The 18,003-nt window shown below is 50.6% G+C and carries 10 protein-coding genes; 5 read left to right on the forward strand and 5 right to left on the reverse strand.

Annotation, left to right across the window (positions count from 1 at the left end):
* The first annotated feature begins 77 nt into the window (after positions 1 to 77).
* The 5 genes from ACQ4WP_RS24315 to ACQ4WP_RS24335 all read left to right on the forward strand — a co-directional run bounded on the left by ACQ4WP_RS24315 (position 78) and on the right by ACQ4WP_RS24335 (position 7,134).
* Positions 78 to 1,715 carry a cyclic peptide export ABC transporter gene (locus ACQ4WP_RS24315; protein WP_436525126.1) on the forward strand — a complete coding sequence of 546 codons (1,638 nt, stop codon included), beginning with the start codon at positions 78 to 80 and terminating at the stop codon, positions 1,713 to 1,715.
* Positions 1,716 to 1,908: 193 nt separating this feature from the next.
* Entirely contained in the window at positions 1,909 to 2,634 is a 726-nt protein-coding gene (locus tag ACQ4WP_RS24320) for a sulfotransferase domain-containing protein (RefSeq protein WP_436525128.1), read from the forward strand.
* A gap of 126 nt (positions 2,635 to 2,760) precedes the next feature.
* Positions 2,761 to 3,381, forward strand: a complete 621-nt coding sequence (gene cysC, locus ACQ4WP_RS24325; protein WP_436525130.1) for an adenylyl-sulfate kinase — start codon at positions 2,761 to 2,763, stop codon at positions 3,379 to 3,381.
* Positions 3,374 to 4,192 (forward strand): 3'(2'),5'-bisphosphate nucleotidase CysQ, encoded by an 819-nt coding sequence (cysQ, locus tag ACQ4WP_RS24330; RefSeq protein ID WP_436525132.1) that lies wholly within the window; start codon positions 3,374 to 3,376, stop codon positions 4,190 to 4,192. The genes cysC and cysQ overlap by 8 nt, the downstream gene beginning before the upstream one ends.
* 569 nt (positions 4,193 to 4,761) lie before the next feature.
* Complete coding sequence (locus ACQ4WP_RS24335; RefSeq protein WP_436525134.1) at positions 4,762 to 7,134, forward strand: DNA polymerase II; 2,373 nt, start codon at positions 4,762 to 4,764, stop codon at positions 7,132 to 7,134.
* A gap of 325 nt (positions 7,135 to 7,459) precedes the next feature.
* Here the strand turns inward: ACQ4WP_RS24335 and ACQ4WP_RS24340 are convergent, their stop codons facing one another.
* The 5 genes from ACQ4WP_RS24340 to ACQ4WP_RS24360 all read right to left on the reverse strand — a co-directional run bounded on the left by ACQ4WP_RS24340 (position 7,460) and on the right by ACQ4WP_RS24360 (position 17,990).
* Positions 7,460 to 12,835, reverse strand: a complete 5,376-nt coding sequence (locus ACQ4WP_RS24340; protein ID WP_436525136.1) for a non-ribosomal peptide synthetase — start codon at positions 12,833 to 12,835, stop codon at positions 7,460 to 7,462.
* 263 nt (positions 12,836 to 13,098) lie between these two features.
* On the reverse strand, positions 13,099 to 14,721 hold the full coding sequence (locus ACQ4WP_RS24345) for an MBL fold metallo-hydrolase (RefSeq protein WP_436525138.1): 1,623 nt from the start codon (positions 14,719 to 14,721) through the stop codon (positions 13,099 to 13,101).
* A gap of 84 nt (positions 14,722 to 14,805) precedes the next feature.
* Positions 14,806 to 15,183: a VOC family protein gene (locus ACQ4WP_RS24350; protein ID WP_436525140.1), complete on the reverse strand. Its 378-nt coding sequence runs from the start codon at positions 15,181 to 15,183 to the stop codon at positions 14,806 to 14,808.
* A 107-nt stretch (positions 15,184 to 15,290) separates the two neighbouring features.
* The gene (locus ACQ4WP_RS24355; protein WP_436525142.1) at positions 15,291 to 16,166 is read right to left on the reverse strand and encodes a TauD/TfdA dioxygenase family protein; all 876 of its coding nucleotides are present in this window, start codon (positions 16,164 to 16,166) and stop codon (positions 15,291 to 15,293) included.
* Between the two features lie 66 nt (positions 16,167 to 16,232).
* Positions 16,233 to 17,990 (reverse strand): FAD/NAD(P)-binding protein, encoded by a 1,758-nt coding sequence (locus ACQ4WP_RS24360; RefSeq protein ID WP_436525144.1) that lies wholly within the window; start codon positions 17,988 to 17,990, stop codon positions 16,233 to 16,235.
* Between the last annotated feature and the right edge of the window lie 13 nt (positions 17,991 to 18,003).

Below are 18,003 nucleotides of genomic sequence, written 5' to 3' on the forward strand. Positions count from 1 at the left end.
AGTTAAATGTCAGAATGACATGAGGCACATTATCTATTCTACTATATTATTCATAGCACTTAACAACACTCCAATTTATGCTAAAAGCACTGTTTTATGAAAAACGATGGATACTTCTTTTATGTGGTTTCCTGTGCGCATTAACGGCATTAACCAATCTCACTTTGCTTGATTTTCTCAATGGTCAGGTTGCAAAATTCAATAGCAAAACGAATGGAACGTGGCTTCCCAGCTACCTTCTTGGAGTGGGAGCATTGTTTTTTGCGAAAATGCTAGCCAGCGCTCTCTTAGTAAATATTTCGACTAACGCACTGGCTTTTATCCGCACGGAGCTGCTAAAAGGGGTACTCGCTACCCACTACCCAGCACTTGAATCTGCAGGCAAGGGAGCATTGTTGGGCGTATTGACCGACGACATCGACAACTTAGCCAACGGTCTAAGCGATGCGCCGCAGTTCCTGATGAACAGTATCACAACGATTGCCTGCTTTGGCTATCTCGCATGGCTTTCGCCATTTGCCTTTCTATGGTTCTTTGGGACAGTTATTGTCGGTGGTGGTTTGACCATGATCATTCTAAATCGTGGAAATAGCCAATATGCACACTATCGGAAATTAAAGGACGAGTATTATGTTCATATGCATGCTTTATTTGATGGCGCAAAAGAGCTGGCCACAAACATGCCTCGTCGCCATCATTTTACCAATCATGAACTTTTCCCATCAGTTAATGCGCTAAAGCGTTCGCAAATCGTGTGGGATATGTACTGGCACTTGGGGCAAGCCTGGACTAGCGTTCTTCTATTCTTGGCACTAGGTGTCGCCATCGCTGCAGTACAGTCGTCCGCAGACAATGTTGTTGGTCTTGCTGTGACCTATTTTGTCGTTATCACTTTTGTCGCTGGATCCATCGATTTCGTGATGAATAGTGTCTCAACCATGGCAAAAGCAGTCATTTCTGCGCGAGCGGTGTCCCGTATTAATCTAGGTAATCACAAGACGCCTGAGTCAACTGAAGATCATAACAATTATCAGAATTGGGATGAAATCCGTTTCGATAGTGTGACCTACACATCAGGCAAACCCAGTGAACAACCCTTCGAATTGGGACCGATTTCACTTAGCTTACGCAGGGGAGAAGTACTATTCCTGGTCGGAGGCAACGGTAGTGGCAAATCTACCTATGCCAAGGTCATGAATGGCCTGTATCAACGCACCGGTGGTGCAATCAGCATCGATGGAGTTGAAGTGCCCATCGATACCCCAACAGCCTATCGTGCACTTTTCTCGACAATATATTCAGACTATTTTCTATTTTCATCAGTACTTGATCGAAATGGCAACACTGTTCCGGACTCCCTAACGAATCAAAAACTTGCCCAATTAGGTATGGCAGAAAAAGTCAGGTCAGAGCGCGGTCGCTGGTCCACAATCTCACTTTCACAGGGTCAACGAAAGCGTCTAGCCCTGCTGCAATGCTGGCTGGATGATAGTGCAATTTGCGTGCTAGATGAATGGGCTGCCGATCAAGATCCTGGATATCGCGCACATTTTTATGAAACACTATTACCCGAGATGCAAGCAAAGGGAAAAACTTTGGTTGTCATTAGCCATGATGATCGGTACTTCCATCTTGCGGACCGAGTGTGTAAATTTGATAGTGGAAAATTGGTGGAACAAGTAGCGCCGCAATCTGCGGTTGCCACAAGAGGATAATTTCTTGTTTTGGGGAAGTCATCACGAACCACAGCACTTGATCGAGCAATAGCCAATGGAGGTAGCGGCTTTCAGCAATCCCTGCCCTTATGAATAAAATATTTTCTGAAGACCTTAGCAATATTTTGTTAAATTCGATATAGTTGAAGCAGAAATATTCGCCATTTTTATTAACCCGTCTGAGAGAACCCGAGTGGACACCATAAAATCTGTAAAGAAATACGAGAACTTTGAAAAAGAAGTAGATCCCAATCTTGAAAAAATTAATGGCACCAAGGTCGTACAGTATGGATTTCCTGGAAGTGGATCAACCTTTGTCTGGCAAGTTCTTGATTTTATTTTCGGGGATGTGAGAAAAACCCATAATTGCCCTGATTTTGATGAGAGAACGATGGTTGTAGCTACCGTCCGGGATTTTCGGGATGTGCTTTGCACATATCTTGGGAGGGCCGACCTACCACCGACCCAAGCCAGCATCGAGTTTATCGCAAAATACCATGCCGTCGATGCTCGTTCATTTACGGAAATCAATAAAGTAGCAGAGGATTGGTCCGGACGACCGAACATTCTTTGGTTGCGATATGAGGATTTTTTCAATCAATTCGACTTCTTGTTTGCCGAAATAGAAAAATTTTTTGGTATTGAGATTTCACTCGAAAAACGCGATGCAATTAAAAAGCTTTACTCCCGAGAAACTAATCTTGAGAGGATGGAAAGTGCGAATGCACTATGTAAACAGGATGGTGCCAGCGGATGGCTGGACAAGGACTGGCGAGCATATGTAGTTGATGGTATCAATGGAAATCATATAACAAGTACTGGTGAGCCCGGGAAGTGGAAAACCCACATACCATCAGAACTACATGAGTATGTGAATGAAATCCTGAGGGAACCGTTACAGAAATTTGGCTACAAGTAACCGTATTAGATGAAATATATACGCGCGACGCAATGCGTTCCCCATTGCAGAAAGTTGATTTTTTTCAACTATATCGCCCATACTATTTCCCGGATGCACACACTTAGCCCCTGTTAGATACGTAAAATGGAAAAAAATCTCTCTTGGCATAACCACAGCGTCGATCAAAAATTTCGTGCCGCTATCAAGCATCAACGACCCTGCCTATTATGGTTTACGGGCTTGAGTGGATCGGGGAAATCGACCATTGCGGGAGTCATAGAGCGAAGGCTAGCAGCTCGCGGATTTCACACTTACTTGCTGGACGGCGACAATGTACGGCACGGCTTGTGTCGGGATCTTGGATTTACCGCAGCTGACAGAGTAGAAAATATTCGACGAATTGGCGAGGTGGGGCGTTTGATGTCTGATGCTGGGCTCGTTGTACTTACTGCCTTCATCTCGCCGTTTCGATCGGACCGTGATTTGGTACGTGCGCTCCTCCCTGCAGGGGAGTTCATTGAAATATTGGTAGACGCACCGCTCGGAGAATGTGAACGGCGCGACCCCAAAGGACTTTACAAGAAAGCGCGCGCTGGGATGATCCCACATTTTACAGGCATCGACTCACCCTATGAGACTCCTATAAATCCTACCATCCACTTACGCACAGATATGTCTCCACCAGACGCATGCGCAGACCAGGTAATCGATCACCTTGTCCACCATGGTTTCATCCACCAGTCCTCAAAGGTAACCCATGTCTGAAAGTGCATTGTTACAGTCGATTGTTGAGCTGTCCGAACGAGCCGGAGCCGCAATCATGAAAGTCTATCAAGGCGATTTTGAGGTTGATCAAAAGTTAGATGCCAGCCCGCTGACAGCCGCAGATGTAGCCGCTCACAATATCATTGCGATGGGCCTGTCAGCGTTATCACCACTGCCTCAATTGTCGGAAGAAGGGGCTGATATTGATTGGGAATTGCGCCGCACCTGGACTCGTTACTGGCTCATTGATCCTTTAGACGGCACGCGCGAGTTCGTGTCACGCAATGGCGAGTTCACGGTCAATATTGCCCTAATTGAGCATGGCCGCCCAATACTCGGTGTCGTGCATGCGCCGGCCTTGCAGCGTACCTATTTCGCCTCGCAAGGATTGGGCGCGTTTCGTCAAGACGGATCAACTCTTCCCAGGGCGATTCGGGTGTCTGCCGCAGAGACAGGGGAAGCAGTGCGTGTTGTGGGGTCGCGCTCGCACACTTCGCACAAAGAACATTTGCTGCATCAGTTCCTGGGAAATGTGTCAGTGACGGCAATGGGCAGCTCTCTGAAATTTTGTTTGGTGGCAGAGGGCGCCGCCGATGTGTACCCCAGGTTCGGTCCGACATCCGAATGGGATACCGCAGCCGCGCAGTGCATTGTTGAAGAGGCTGGCGGTACGATGCTGTGCGATCAATTGGCGCCGCTAGCCTACAATGCGAAAGCATCGTTGCTCAATCCCGCTTTTATTGCCTGCGGCGCCTTCTTGGAACATTGGCGTCCCTTTTTCCAATCTGCCGCTCATCCACACAAAACATAATCCGTGTTGTTACTATGCATCCCGCCATATCTAACCTATTGGCGGTACTGCAGCCCTAGTACACCGACCACTTTCTGTGGCGTGAAAGCCGATTGTAAGGCGTATCGGACATTGTCTCTGTGAATTCGACGCAAATGCGCTCCACTTTTACCATTTTCGTCGATACTAAGCCTCGTTTTATGGGGATGTTCAAACTGGGGGTTAATCGTAAGATGTAGGCGCGCAGACGAGGAGGCAAGTCGCTTGAATTTACTGGCAACATCGGACCGCCATGCATCACCTGCGGAATCGGGCGAGTGGTTCCCTTGCTCTGCGATTGAATATCTCAACCTCGTTTGCAGCAACGATTCTTGCCTGGTATGACCGCTGCGCCTACATTCTGATCAGTATTTCCTGGACTACAACGACAGCGCAACGCGAAATGATCACCGATACTCAAAGATGTTGGCTCCGTCTCTACGCTTTTTCCCTCCGGATATTAGCGAACAACGTCGGTGACGCCTCGCCAGCCGTGAGCATGCGCAGCACGAAAAGCGCTAGGCTCCCTCCATTCATCGTTAAGATTTGATATGTCCATGATATCGCAGCAAGGTTTTATTTTGACACGCCATTGGCGCGACACAGACAAGGGAACGGAGATTGAATTTTGGGTGGCAACAGATGATGGACCTCGGAAAATTCGACTCAACAACCAATCTTCTGTCGCCTTTGCTGATGCCAACCAAGTAACGCTCATCCGCGCCCAATTGAAGGCGGTCGCCGGTATAGACATACGCCCATTGCCGCTGAAGACATTTGCGCAAACATCAGTCGTGGGTATTTACTTTACACATTATCGACAGCTCACTGCGCTGGATAGGAACCTGCGAAAGCGCGGCATCACCCTGTATGAAGCGGATATTCGTCCAACCGAACGATATTTGATGGAACGGTTTATCTGTGCCTCAGTCGTGTTTGAAGGCGGAGTAAAGGCCGGGCAATTAGTCACGGACTGCAAGCTCAAGCCGGCACCGGATTATCGCCCAACACTTCGGGTGGTATCGCTTGACATCGAAACGAGCGCCAAAGAAGACTTATACTCGATTGCATTGTACGGCTGTGGGCATCGTCAAGTATATATGCTAGGAAACAAGCAAAATAAGACTTCTGATGAAGCTCATGATTTTAATTTGGAATATTGCCCAACACCAAAGAATTTAATTGAGCGGCTGAATGCCTGGTTCAACGAAAATGATCCAGACGTGATTATTGGCTGGAGTCTCATCCAGTTCGATTTACGTGTACTACAAGACAATGCCGATAAACACCAAACACCTTTGCTGCTCGGACGTGAAGGCCAGTCCATTCATTGGCGAAAACATCGCTCGCGGCACCAGCACCTGTTCGCATCGATTCCTGGTCGCATGGCAATCGATGGAATCGAAGCCTTACGCGCCGCTTCCTGGAGTTTTCCCTCTTTCAGTCTTGAAAATGTGGCACAGACTTTGTTGGGGGAGGGCAAAGATATTGGTGACGCATACGACAAAATGGCAGAGATCGAAAGACGCTTTCATGAAGACAAACCGGCATTGGCCTATTACAACTTGAAAGACTGCGAGTTGGTTTCGCGCATATTTGAGCATACGAAATTGATGGCTTTTATCATGGCCCGGGCCAATGTGACGGGACTGCAGGCAGACCAGTTTGGTGGATCGATCGCTGCCTTCAGCCACCATTATCTTCCGCGCATGCATCGAGCGGGGTACGTCGCGCCTAGCGTCGGCGATATCCCAGAGAGCGACTCGCCTGGCGGCTTTGTCATGGAATCGAAGCCGGGCCTGTATGACTCGGTCATCGTGCTGGACTACAAAAGCCTCTATCCTTCCATTATTCGAACCTTCCTGGTCGACCCGGTGGGAATGATCGCTGGAGAGGCCGCACACGATACAGCATCCATTGTCCCCGGTATGAACGGAGCTGTTTTTTCTCGCCACGATCATTGCCTTCCCGCAATCGTGAATCAGCTATGGCAAGGCCGCGATGCTGCCAAACAGCAACGAAATGAAGCGCTATCCCAGGCACTTAAACTACTAATGAATTCTTTCTGCGGAGTTCTTGGATCAACGGATTGTCGATTCTACAATCCGAAGCTTGTCTCCTCAGTCACCTTACGCGGTCACGAGATGATGAAGTTGACGCGCAAACTGGTCGAAGAAGAGGGTTTTGAGGTTATCTATGGTGATACTGACTCGATTTTCATCTCGCTGAAAAATGCGGCGTCGAACAATGACGCTTTAGAAATCGGTCAACGGTTAACCCAAAAAATTAATATGTGGTGGAAACAAACATTGCACGAGCAACTAGGCCTAGAAAGCTTCCTAGAAATCGAATATGACACTCATTATCAACGATTTTTTATGCCAACCATACGCGGCACCGAGCAGGGCAGCAAAAAACGTTATGCAGGGTTGATTGTGAATGGCAAAGGGGAGGAAGACGTCATCTACAGAGGGTTGGAAGTTGCGCGTAGTGACTGGACTCCACTTGCCCAGCAATTTCAGCAGGGTCTAATCCAGCGCATCTTCAAAGCGCAGCCATATCAAGAGTATGTGCGCGAGTACGTCAGGAATACTCTGGACGGTAAGTTTGATGGCTTGTTGGCGTATCGGAAGCGTGTACGTCGACTGAATGACTATCCGGTCAATGGACCACCTCAGGTGAGGGCAGCACGTCTTGCAGACACTTTCAATCAAGCTACCGGCAGACCGATGCGTTACCAAAATGGTGGGTATATCAGTTACATCATGACAACCAGTGGTCCCGAGCCGCTGGAAGCAATACGCTCGCATATTGACTACGAACATTATCTGTTTAAACAATTGATGCCCATCGCAGATGCTATTCTACTACCCATGAATGATAATTTTGTAAATCTCACAACGGGGCAGGGAAGCCTGTTTTGAACTTCAATGACCGCTGGGATAACTAGTGCGACGTACTCTCGACCAAACAATCAAGAATTTTCGACGTTCTCAAAAATCGAGAACCAAACCTGAGGCAACAGGTACTCCCAGTATTCTTTTGCTGATCAGAGTAACCATCGGCAGCACTCCAGGCTAGGTTCGTATTTTACTTGCCCCCCTCTGGCACGTGGTCAAGTAGACGCCTGCAGCCAAGCCGCACGCTAAGGTTTCTGCACAGGTAAGTAGCGCCGAGTGTCCGGCACCACCATGTTTTTGGTACACCATCATCGATGACGTACCCAAGCAGTATCCAGTCTACGCCAAGTTAATTAGGTCCCATCTCCGGTCCCTTCTTGCGATGTAGGTGTTGACGGCGCAATTGTCCGCGGTTGATCTCCTGGGACGTAATCTGCGGCATGCTACTTACACCCATTTGTAGATATTGCTCGAGGCCGTTGATGGTCGGATAACGATACATATCGACAATCGTGACCACGTCTCCCAACCGTTCAACCAGACGCTGATGAATCTGTGCTGCCATCAACGAATGGCCTCCGACATCGAAGAAATTATCATGAATTCCGAAATGTGAAGCGCCTAGCGCATCCTGCCATAACCGCATGATGGTTTGTTGCAGATCTGTTTGTGCAATACTATGCTCACACCCTCTGGTAACAGTTTCCTGAGTAAGTTGCGACAAGCGTTTTCGATCAATTTTACCATTAGGAGTCAATGGTAATTGGTCAAGGAAATACCATGTACTAGGTAGCATGTACTTAGGCAGGCTGCGCCCCATGTCAGCTAGCAGGCGCTCTTGGCGATCCGTAAATTCTCCGTGGTACACCACGTGGGCAGCAAGATGTTTGCTGCCGTTTGACGTAGTTTGCAAGGTCACTGCAGCGTCGCCGACGTCGGGCAGACTCAAAAGTACAGCTTCTACCTCTCCAAGCTCGATCCGGTAGCCTCGGATCTTTACTTGGGAGTCGTTACGTCCGACATACTCGATATTGCCATCATTAAGCCATCGGCCAAGGTCGCCCGTTCGATACATTCTTGCAGACGCATCGCTACCGAACGGATCACACACAAACCGTTCAGCCGTGAGTTCCGGACGATTCAGATATCCACGCGCCACACCGGCACCGGCAATATAGATCTCGCCGATAGCACCCACTGGCACAAGTTGACGATGTGAATCCAATATGTACATGCAGGTGTTTGCAATGGGCCGCCCAATCGGTATATTGCCAGAGATGCCACTGACATCGACCACGTCATATACACAGCAACCCACAACTGTCTCTGTCGGTCCATACTCATTGATAATACGCGTCGCTGGAGAGTGCTCACGCCAGTATTTGACTGTAGGCGCAGGTAGCGCCTCGCCGCCGACCACGAAAGCATTGGTGGCCACGCTGGAGGATCCGGGCGGGAAATGACTCTTCAGAATTTCAAGATGCGCCGGCGTGATTTTCACCAAACTGAACCGTTCAGCACCTCGCAACAATTCACTGAGGGCAGCTATTTCGTCGTCTTCTGGTACGAGCACAACCTTTTTCCCCGCAAGTAACGGACAGATAAGACTGGTCACTGTTGCATCGAAGCTGAAAGACGAGTTCACCGGGGCGCCGCAACCAGCACCTACTGCATAGGCACCGATGCACCACGACAGATAGTTCATCAATCCCGAGTGCGTCACCATGACACCCTTCGGTGCACCAGTTGATCCGGATGTGTACATGACATACGCGGTACCACTTGGCACGGCAGTATTGGCTAAGTTACTGTCGCTCAGGTCGTGAACTTGCGACCAATCAGACTCAACGCAGATGACTTTTCGTGCGTCGCTGGCAAATCGTATCGCTGTTGACCGATCAGTAAGGAGAACCGGCACATTCGCGTCGTTGATCATGGTTCGCAGTCGTTCATCCGGCTGCACAGGATCAAGGGGGATATATGCCCCCCCTGTTTTCAAAACGGCCAGCATCGCAACCACCATCGCTATACTGCGGCGCATACAGATACCGACCAACGCTTCGGCACCTACCCCGTTCGCACGCAGGTGGCAGGCCAGCTGATTTGCACGTCTATTAAGCTCATCGAAAGTAAGCTGTCCGCTAGCGTCCACTACGGCAGTCGAGTTGGGGGATTCAGCTACTTGGGCCTCTATGACCTGATGCACGCAAAGGTGAGCAGGGAAAGGGGTTATCGTATTGTTCCATTCATGGGCGAGCAATTGTCGCTCCGGCAACGTCAACAGTGGAACACTCCCCACCGTCACCATAGGATCGGCGATAGCACTTTGCAACAACGTCATAAAGTGGCCATGCATGCGCTGAATGCTAGATTCCCGGAAAAGAGCGTTATCAAACTCCCAACAAGCTGTCAAATGTTCCCCCGAATCCATCACCGTTAGCATCAAATCGAACTGTGTTGCTTGCCGCGGCAGCGGACGGGAGGCAAACCGTAGCCCCCCCAAATCGATACTTTGACCAGGCACTTGACATGCCAGTTGGCCGATCCCACTGGGATGTGACGCGCGCAGAAAACCAAACATGACATCAAATAGAGGCGACCTGGAATTGCTGCGTTCAGGCCGCAGCTGCTCAACCAATCTGGAAAATGGGTAGTCCTGATGTTCCCATGCCCCCTGGCACGACTCACGGAGCTGGAGCAGTACATCAGTGATCGATGCGTCGGCGTTGATTGATGAACGAATCACCACCTGATTTACCAGGTAACCCATCGTATCGTGAAACTCACCTGCGCTGCGTTGGTCGACCGAAGAGCCAACTGAAATATCGGACTGTTCCGTGTATCGGAATAGCTGAATTTTAAAAATGGCTAACAATACTGTATATGGTGTCACTCCCTGTGCTTTCGCAAACTGACGGATTTCAGTGCTTAACATCCTAGTCAGAGGAACGCGGAGCACACTTCCCTGAACAGGCATGCCAATCCGCCTAGGGGAGTCATACGGTAAGGCCAAAGCGGGTTGACTATCCGTGAGCTTTTCTTTCCAGTACTGCGCCTGGCGAGCCCCAACGTCGCTCGCCAATAAACGGGCCTGAGATTGTACAAAGTCAGCCTGCTGCCGCACAACAGGTCTCCAGTTCGCCTCTCTGCCGGCTCGAAGCGTGGCATAGATAGCAGATAGTTCATCAAAGAAGATCTCTAGCGAACGGAAGTCAGTCACGATGTGATGCGCAACGATGAGCAATGTAAAACGCGCAGCAGAGTTTGCATACAGACGTATTCTGAAGAGCCGGTCAGCTGTGAGATCAAATGGCATATGGCTGCAAGCAGCGATATCTTCATTAAGTTTTTCATCCCCCCAGCTTGCTGTATCCTGCAAGACAAAATCCATTCCCCCGCCATCCTCTACTTGCTGGTATGGCACGCCGTCCCTCACTGTAATGCGCATACGTAAGGCATGATGACGGCTGATAACAACGCCGAGCGCGCGTTCAAACATGGCAGGGTCAATGGGGGACAGAATGTCCACCGCAAAGGCCATGTTATATGCTGCGCCATTCGGATCTAATTGATGGAGAAACCAAATCGCTTGCTGTCCACGGGACAAAGCATCGTCTGCCACATCCCCTACCAATGGGTTGATAACGGCGCTATTGAAAGCAGGTGGTGCTGATAGATGGGCAGCAATCCGGGTGACAAGGGTCCGCAAGACAGTTGGTTGTTGCAAGTCCATTGGCGTCAGAACATAGCCAAGCGCGGTGACGAGGCGATGCCTTAACTGCACAGTGCCTAACGAATCCAGTCCAAGATCAACCACCGCCACATTGAGATTGATCTGGAGGGGAGGGATATCGAGCAGCCGCCCTAGCACCTCTTGCAAATAAATACACAATCGGCGCCGCTGCTCTTCGGGCGCCAATAGTGCCAATTCATCCCGAATGCTTGCATCGGCCAGCAGAAAATCGCCACCGTCGGCGGTGTTGATATCCAGTGCATCCAGCGTGCCAGCCTCATACGCAGATTTACAAGCTCGACGCTGTATCTTGCCACTGGACGTTTTGAGGATTTTCCCAGGAGCCAACAGCACCACTGTGTGGATGTGCAAACCATGTTCGACGGCGACTGCACGGCGTATTTGCGAAACGATTTCAGTTGTGTTACGCCTGCGAACCTGCGTGCGTTCGACTTCCTGAACCAAAATAACCTGCTCTTCGCCACCACGCTCAATGGAGAATGCGGCATTGCATGAAGGACGCAATCCTGCATGGCTTCGCTCGGCAGAGAGTTCAATATCGTGTGGGTAGTGATTGCGTCCTCGAACAATGATCACATCCTTAAGGCGACCAGTGACGAACAGTTCGCCTTCACGAAAAAATCCAAGGTCGCCTGTACGCAAGAAAGGGCCTTCGCCGGATGTTTCGATATAGGCGTTAAATATTTCGGCCGTTTGTTGTGGATTGTTCCAGTATCCAGCTGCGATGGACGATCCTGAGACCCAGATTTCACCTACTTGGTCCTCAGGAAGCTTTATCGCTGATGCCGGGTCGACGATAGCGACACTGGTGCCGGCGAACACATGTCCCGAGCTAACTAAGCTTACCTGCTTTGCACTGTCGGCGTTGGCGTTAACGGCCAAGCCACTTTCAAGCGCCACTGCATCCACAATACAGATGGGCGGTTCGGAGTCGACCGCAACGCCAGATACCATTAATGTAGTTTCTGCCATTCCGTAACAGGGAAAGTAGAAATTGCTTCTGAAACCACAGGCGGCGAACGTCGCGGCGAACAAGTCGAGAGTGGCCGCACGCACGGGTTCGGCACCATTGTACGCTGTCGTCCAGCAGCTCAGATCAAGGGTAGATCTCTGTTCTGCAGTCGTGCTACGCGCACACAAACTATAGGCAAAATCAGGGCCACCGGAATGTGTCGCTCTAAATCTCGATATTGCTTCAAGCCAGAGAATGGGCTGTTGGAAGAAGACAGCTGACGGCATGATATAGCCGGTGAAGTCAGTATAGATGGGCTGCAAAATACCATCGATGAGACCCATATCATGGTAGCTAGGCAACCAGGATACGGAAATGGTCTGGTCGCTGGATAAATCGAATGCATGCCGGATATACTCAGAGTTTGCAATAAGGTTCCCATGAGTGACCATCACACCCTTGGGCGTCGCTGTGGACCCAGAAGTGTATTGCAGGAAAGCGAGATCCGTCAGTTGCGGCCGGACTGGAAGCCAAGTGATTGCCAACGCGGGATCAATTTCATCCGTGGCGATACAGGGAACGTGGCTAAAATCTTCAGCGTTAGCATCGTCATTTTTCAGTCGGTTCAAGATGGAACTAGTGGCCAGTATCACTGCAGGGCTAGCATCGTTAAGGATAGCCTGCAATCTGACTGCTTTCTGGTTACGCTTTGGTGGATATGCCGGGACCGCAACAACGCCAGCATACAGGCAACCGAAAAAAGCAATGACGAAGTCCAGCCCGGGGGGGAACAAGAGCAATGCACGGGAGCCTGTCGCACATTGTTTCAGCAGCGTTGCCGCAAGAGCTCTTGCTTGAGTATCAAGTTGGACATAGTCCAGCGAAGCAGATTCATGAGTGCCATTTTCCAAATAGACCAGAATCTTTTTGTCATGGCCATGGCTAGCCCGCTCCATCACTAAATCGACGATGGTTGGTGCAGGCGCACCGCGCAATTGTGGGGGGGAGATTGGATTCATCTGCCTCGGTATCCTTGTAGTTTTACTGTGGAAAGGTCATGGTGGGCATCTTCGTTTTGTCGCGTACCAAGTGTGGAAAGCGTGCATAGCGGCGAGAAAGCTGTCGCCCCATGCGCCCAGTGTCGTCCAGACACTGGCAAGTTCGCTGCAGGGGTACCCAAAACCGAGGCGAGTAGACCGCCCCGTTCCCGCGTGTTGCCGTTGTCGTTGTCGTTGGTGCCAAGCGGGCCCGCCGCCTCCCTGTAGCCAGCGATAGCCTACTGTTACGCGCGCGGTGCCAGTACTAGCTCCATTTTTCCAAAAAGTACTTCTGCATGCTTGCCGTTCTCTTTCGCGGTGCGTTCAAATATGCGCGCTTGTTTAAATTGCGGAAGGTCTTCCGAATAAACAATGCTTGAAAGGTGAGTTACCCAAGGTTCGGCGCCCATTGCATACACAAACATACGCTTAGGGGCGAAAAACGCCTGTAATGCAATTGCTGTCTTCGCATCGGAACCATCAAGCCGACGGGACTGATCCTCGGCGCGCGAGAGCGTACGCTGCAACAAAGGTCCGTATGACCATGATGCCGGTGCCCCCACGCATTCCATACCGATGAAAATACAATCCAGGGGGGGTAACATCGACTTGAAGTGTGCGTAGTAATCTGGATGCGGCGGATTGGAGTCGGCAAAGAAGGCGCAGGTCGATTCTCCTAGCGTCACGCCAAACGTCATTTTGGCGCGAATATCGAGATCGGCGTGCTCCCCAAAAAATGGAGCGCCAACAATGACACCACCTTCGAATACTATTTTTTCGTGCTCTGAAAGCTCAATGACATTATCAAAACCACAATTTTCCAATACTAGCTTGAGCGAGATATCTTGCAGGCTTCCGCCACTGGCGCGTCCCACCACTACGCATCCAACCTTGTGCCGAAGTTGTAACAGGGTTTCGAGCACGAAATGGTCAACATGGGCATGCGTGATAAGAACGTAGTCGATATGCTTAGGTAAATCATCAAAAGTAAACCGTTCGATGTCCGACTCTCCTGGATAACTGATTAGCGGATCAATGAGAACGCTGGTGGATGCATTTTCAAACAACACACAGGCATGGCCGAAATACCGAACTCGAGCGGCTCCCGTAGGTAACATACCGTGAGGTTTTTTATCCGGCAATTGCGGGGTAAACATCTCCAGCAGGACAGGAATATCACGGTCCGGGTCTGCCAAATAGGGGGTAACTTGCTCAATCACTGCCGCCATTTCAAGCGGCTGGCGGCGATAAAGCGTATCCCAAATCGGGGCACCAAACGGAGCGTGAATGTCGACAGTACTATGCCCCTTGGTCAGAAGTGGTGTACTGAGAAAGAAAGGTCGCTCATCCTTTGTCACGTGCTCGAGTCTGCAGGTTTGAAGCTTTGCATACGCATGCATCCTGCTATAGATGGTCGACTCAATAAAACGTATTCCAGGTCGTTTATAAGCATCATAGTGGAACTCAACACAGCCAGCCAATGACGCATCCACTGTGTCATACAATCTACGCAGGCTTCCTCCAGTTCCTTCCTCGTCTACACGCACAAATAACGACTCGATAGCGTCTGCAACACGCAATGCTCCGGCACATTCGGCATAGGTAAAGTTGGCCAATGCGGCAACAGCAGCCGGATCACCTGAATAGTCCACAAATGGCCCCCCCCGCAACTCGGGCGTAGCGACGCATTGCTGATGGACGTCAGGTGAATCGATATAGGAACTGATGAGCGGAAGGTGGCTTCGCTTAGTCACCAGCCCAAAGGTGAGCGGTGAAACGAGCAACGGTGTGGCATACCAACTATTCACCATGGGGATAAGGCGCACGCCCGCGCGGAGAGTTACTAAAGTAGTTGTTTGTTCGTACATTGCTATCTCTATTGAAATTTTGGTGTGGTGACTGAGTCGACTAGGATGCGTACCGTCCTGTAACCCGCGGCGCAAGGTTTGTCGCTAAACAGGCTCATTGATAACGGCCTCAATACGATAGCCGTCAGGATCGAAGACAAAGGCGGCACAATAGTGTTCACCATAGTCGGGTCTCAGGCCAGGACTACCATTGCAGCGCCCGCCATGCCGTAACGCAGCAGCATAAAACTGGCTGACCTGCTCCCGAGAGGATGCAGCAAAGGCAAGATGGAAGCCTTCGCCTGGGATCGTCACGGCGGGTGCAAGCTTCAACGCCAATTTATCGCCACCGCCCTCATAGCCATATCCAACGGCTTCATCGTCGGCAAATACCCGCACGAAGCCAAGGGTGGCAAGTGTCGCGTCATAAAACGCAGCGGCTCGGTCGAGGTCTAGTACAGCCAAGGAAATGTGATGAAGCATAATTATCCATTCATGCGTGATTCAATGCGGCGGCTGCATTGGCTGTCGCCGCATTGGTGGGTTTACGGAACGCGAACTTTCATCGTTGGCGTATTCAGCCGTGTCTATTAAAAATTTAAGAAGCTTAGGCTGGAGTAAATTTTACGAGTAGTATCGGTAAAACCATTGCGCCCGTGGAGGAAGCGCGAGTTATCGATGAACACCAGATCACCCGGTTGCCAATCAACTGCCTCGGTACAGCTGTCCAATGCGGTTTTCACCTCCTGTACAATGTCTTCAGTGATGAGCGAGCCATCATCAAAAGTCATCAAATCACCCAAGGTGTTCTTCCATTCGGACATCAAACTATTAGCGAATGCCTCGACATGGCCATAACGCGTCTGGACTACGGCCGAAGATACATATTCCAAATACAGCGCTTCGTCTGCATTAAGGAAATAGGAGACGCCCTCTACTCCATCAAGCTCTTTCTTGATATCGGCGACTGTCGCGTCATAGCCCAGAAACAATTGCCATTTTTCTTTACTGTAACGCTGAAAGAAACGCAGCTTTTTCTGGCGAAACACATCCTTCAGTTCATCACTAAGTGCTGCCCAAAGCCGTATGCCATCCCAATAAAGCGTTTCCCCCCCCTCAGCCGCCGGCTTAGTGCATGTAAACCAGAGAGCATCAGGACGAAATGGCGAATTTGCCTGTTCGCAATGTGGATCGACATAGCCCATTCCCTCAGTCACCATCTGCACATGGCCGCCGCTGCCTTCGACAGTCGGACGGAGACGATCACGGTTGAACTTGTACGAATATTGATCTGCAAACTGTTTCATCATTTCCGGCCCCGCATCGAATCCCCGAAACATTACGACACCTGCCGACCTCATCAACGATTTAACCGACTCTGTTGGCAGATCTAGCAGGCTTTCACCGTTACATCGGCTTATCAAGACACCGCCACTTCCATCCAATCGCTGAGGAACAAGATTCATTTGTGTATCTCCTGAAAATGTTGAAGTGAAAACCCGGTTGCTACAGCAGTGCATTAGCACTGGTGCCTAGGCCAATATTTTTTTCTGAATGTCGGCGACGATACGTCGAGCATCCCGCTGTACTTGACCGATGCTTTGCGCATCGGAAAATTGCCCCGACAGATTGGGGCCCATGGCATAGAGTCCTTTATTACTCGTGCGCATGTAGTCGGTACTAAAGTGACCTCTCGGTATGACCTCACATGTACGCGGATTCGCGTACACTCCCGTGCCGCGTAGGAACTGACATCCAGCGTGCTCAAGAACCCGATGACTATTGACTCGGCTTCGGTGTGCAACTGGCGCATAGCGGAATTGGCGCATGGCTGGTTGAATGACTCCCCTCTGCAACAAGGACTGAAACAGTGTGGAGTGCGACTGTTGCAAATCTCCATCGTGGCCGGTGGCATCAACGATATCGGTGAAATGGAGTTCATGCGCTTCCGAATTGCCAGCCTCTCGGCGCAAAGTAAAGCGCGACCCGGTCGGGTAGTGCGGTGCAAGTTCATAATGCGATCCCAGGGCGATAAGTGACAGGTGCCCAGAGCGCATCATGGCCTCTAGTTCCAGCGCACTATTCAGTGTCATCGGCAACATATAGTTATAGAACGTAGTTTTGAGTTCGGCCTCAAAGCTGTCGGCATCCTCCGCCGAAAACCACGGTGAGCAGTCGTTCCAGAGAGCAATTGCACTATCAATCGGTGCTTGCCATCCGCAATGCCTCAGTGCAAGGTATGAGTGCGGCATCTCGCCATCTGCAACGACATCATGCAGTGCAACTTGCAGCAACTCGGCGGCGCTACGTTTCGACATCAGCTTGCGAAGCGCTCGTAGTCGGCGTTCCGGATTGCTTAGCCGGGACAAAACCTTAGGTACGCTCCCGTCAATCTCTGCTGCTGCAGCACATAACTCTTCACCCAGCAGCCGCAGCACTGCCGCCATGGAGACAAATTGGCCATTACCCGTGACTTCACGTAGATTCTTCAGCGCCGCCTCGGTGAAATGACGGCATCTCCAAGGTTTAGCGGCCTCACGTCCCCAAACCGCAGGGAGTAAGCCTGATCGTGAGGCCATACAAATGTGGAAATCGGATGATGCGTCAAAGCGCAGTCGGCCGTGATCATCGCGATTAAACTGACCAGCCTGCGATGCCAACGTCACAGCAGTATCCACCGCAGTAAGATAGGAACCAAGAAGCAGAATGCGCTTTTGTTCTACAGACTCTGCGGGGGGAAATACCGCAGACTGTAATTCTTTGGCCGGCCAAGGACAGCGGTGAATCCCTGGCAGTCCAGACAATACTTCCTGATCCAATTGAGTAGCCTTTCCGCGCCACGGTTTGGTACCGTATCCCGTGGCAAGAATGGCAAACTGTGCATCGAGAATAACCCCTGATCGTAACGTCAGGTGAAAACCACCTGGCATTTCCACCAAATCGATTACTTCATCGCTGTCGATCATCAACACCGCCGCGCCGAATTCCCGCAGCAACTCAGCAGTACGCTCAAACTGCAACTGCTGTTGATCCCCGTATTGCCACCGCGTGACCATATCTGCTCGACTGGCAAGGTGAACCTCCAATACATTGTGCCGATCCCATGCCAAGCCTGTACCAAACTGTGAACCGCTTTCTATAACGGTGACACGCAGTCCGTCGATAGCAGTACCATCGCGTGCCAATTGCTCCGCCAGCAGATATAACAGCCAGCGGGCAGATTGCCCGCCACCTGCCACCACAATGTGTACGCCAGTTGGTATGCGAGCATCAGTATCCTTGCTGATCAATGTCGACTGCACT

The organism is Janthinobacterium lyxosi, assembly GCF_051380665.1.
Classification (GTDB): Bacteria; Pseudomonadota; Gammaproteobacteria; order Burkholderiales; family Burkholderiaceae_D; genus Janthinobacterium.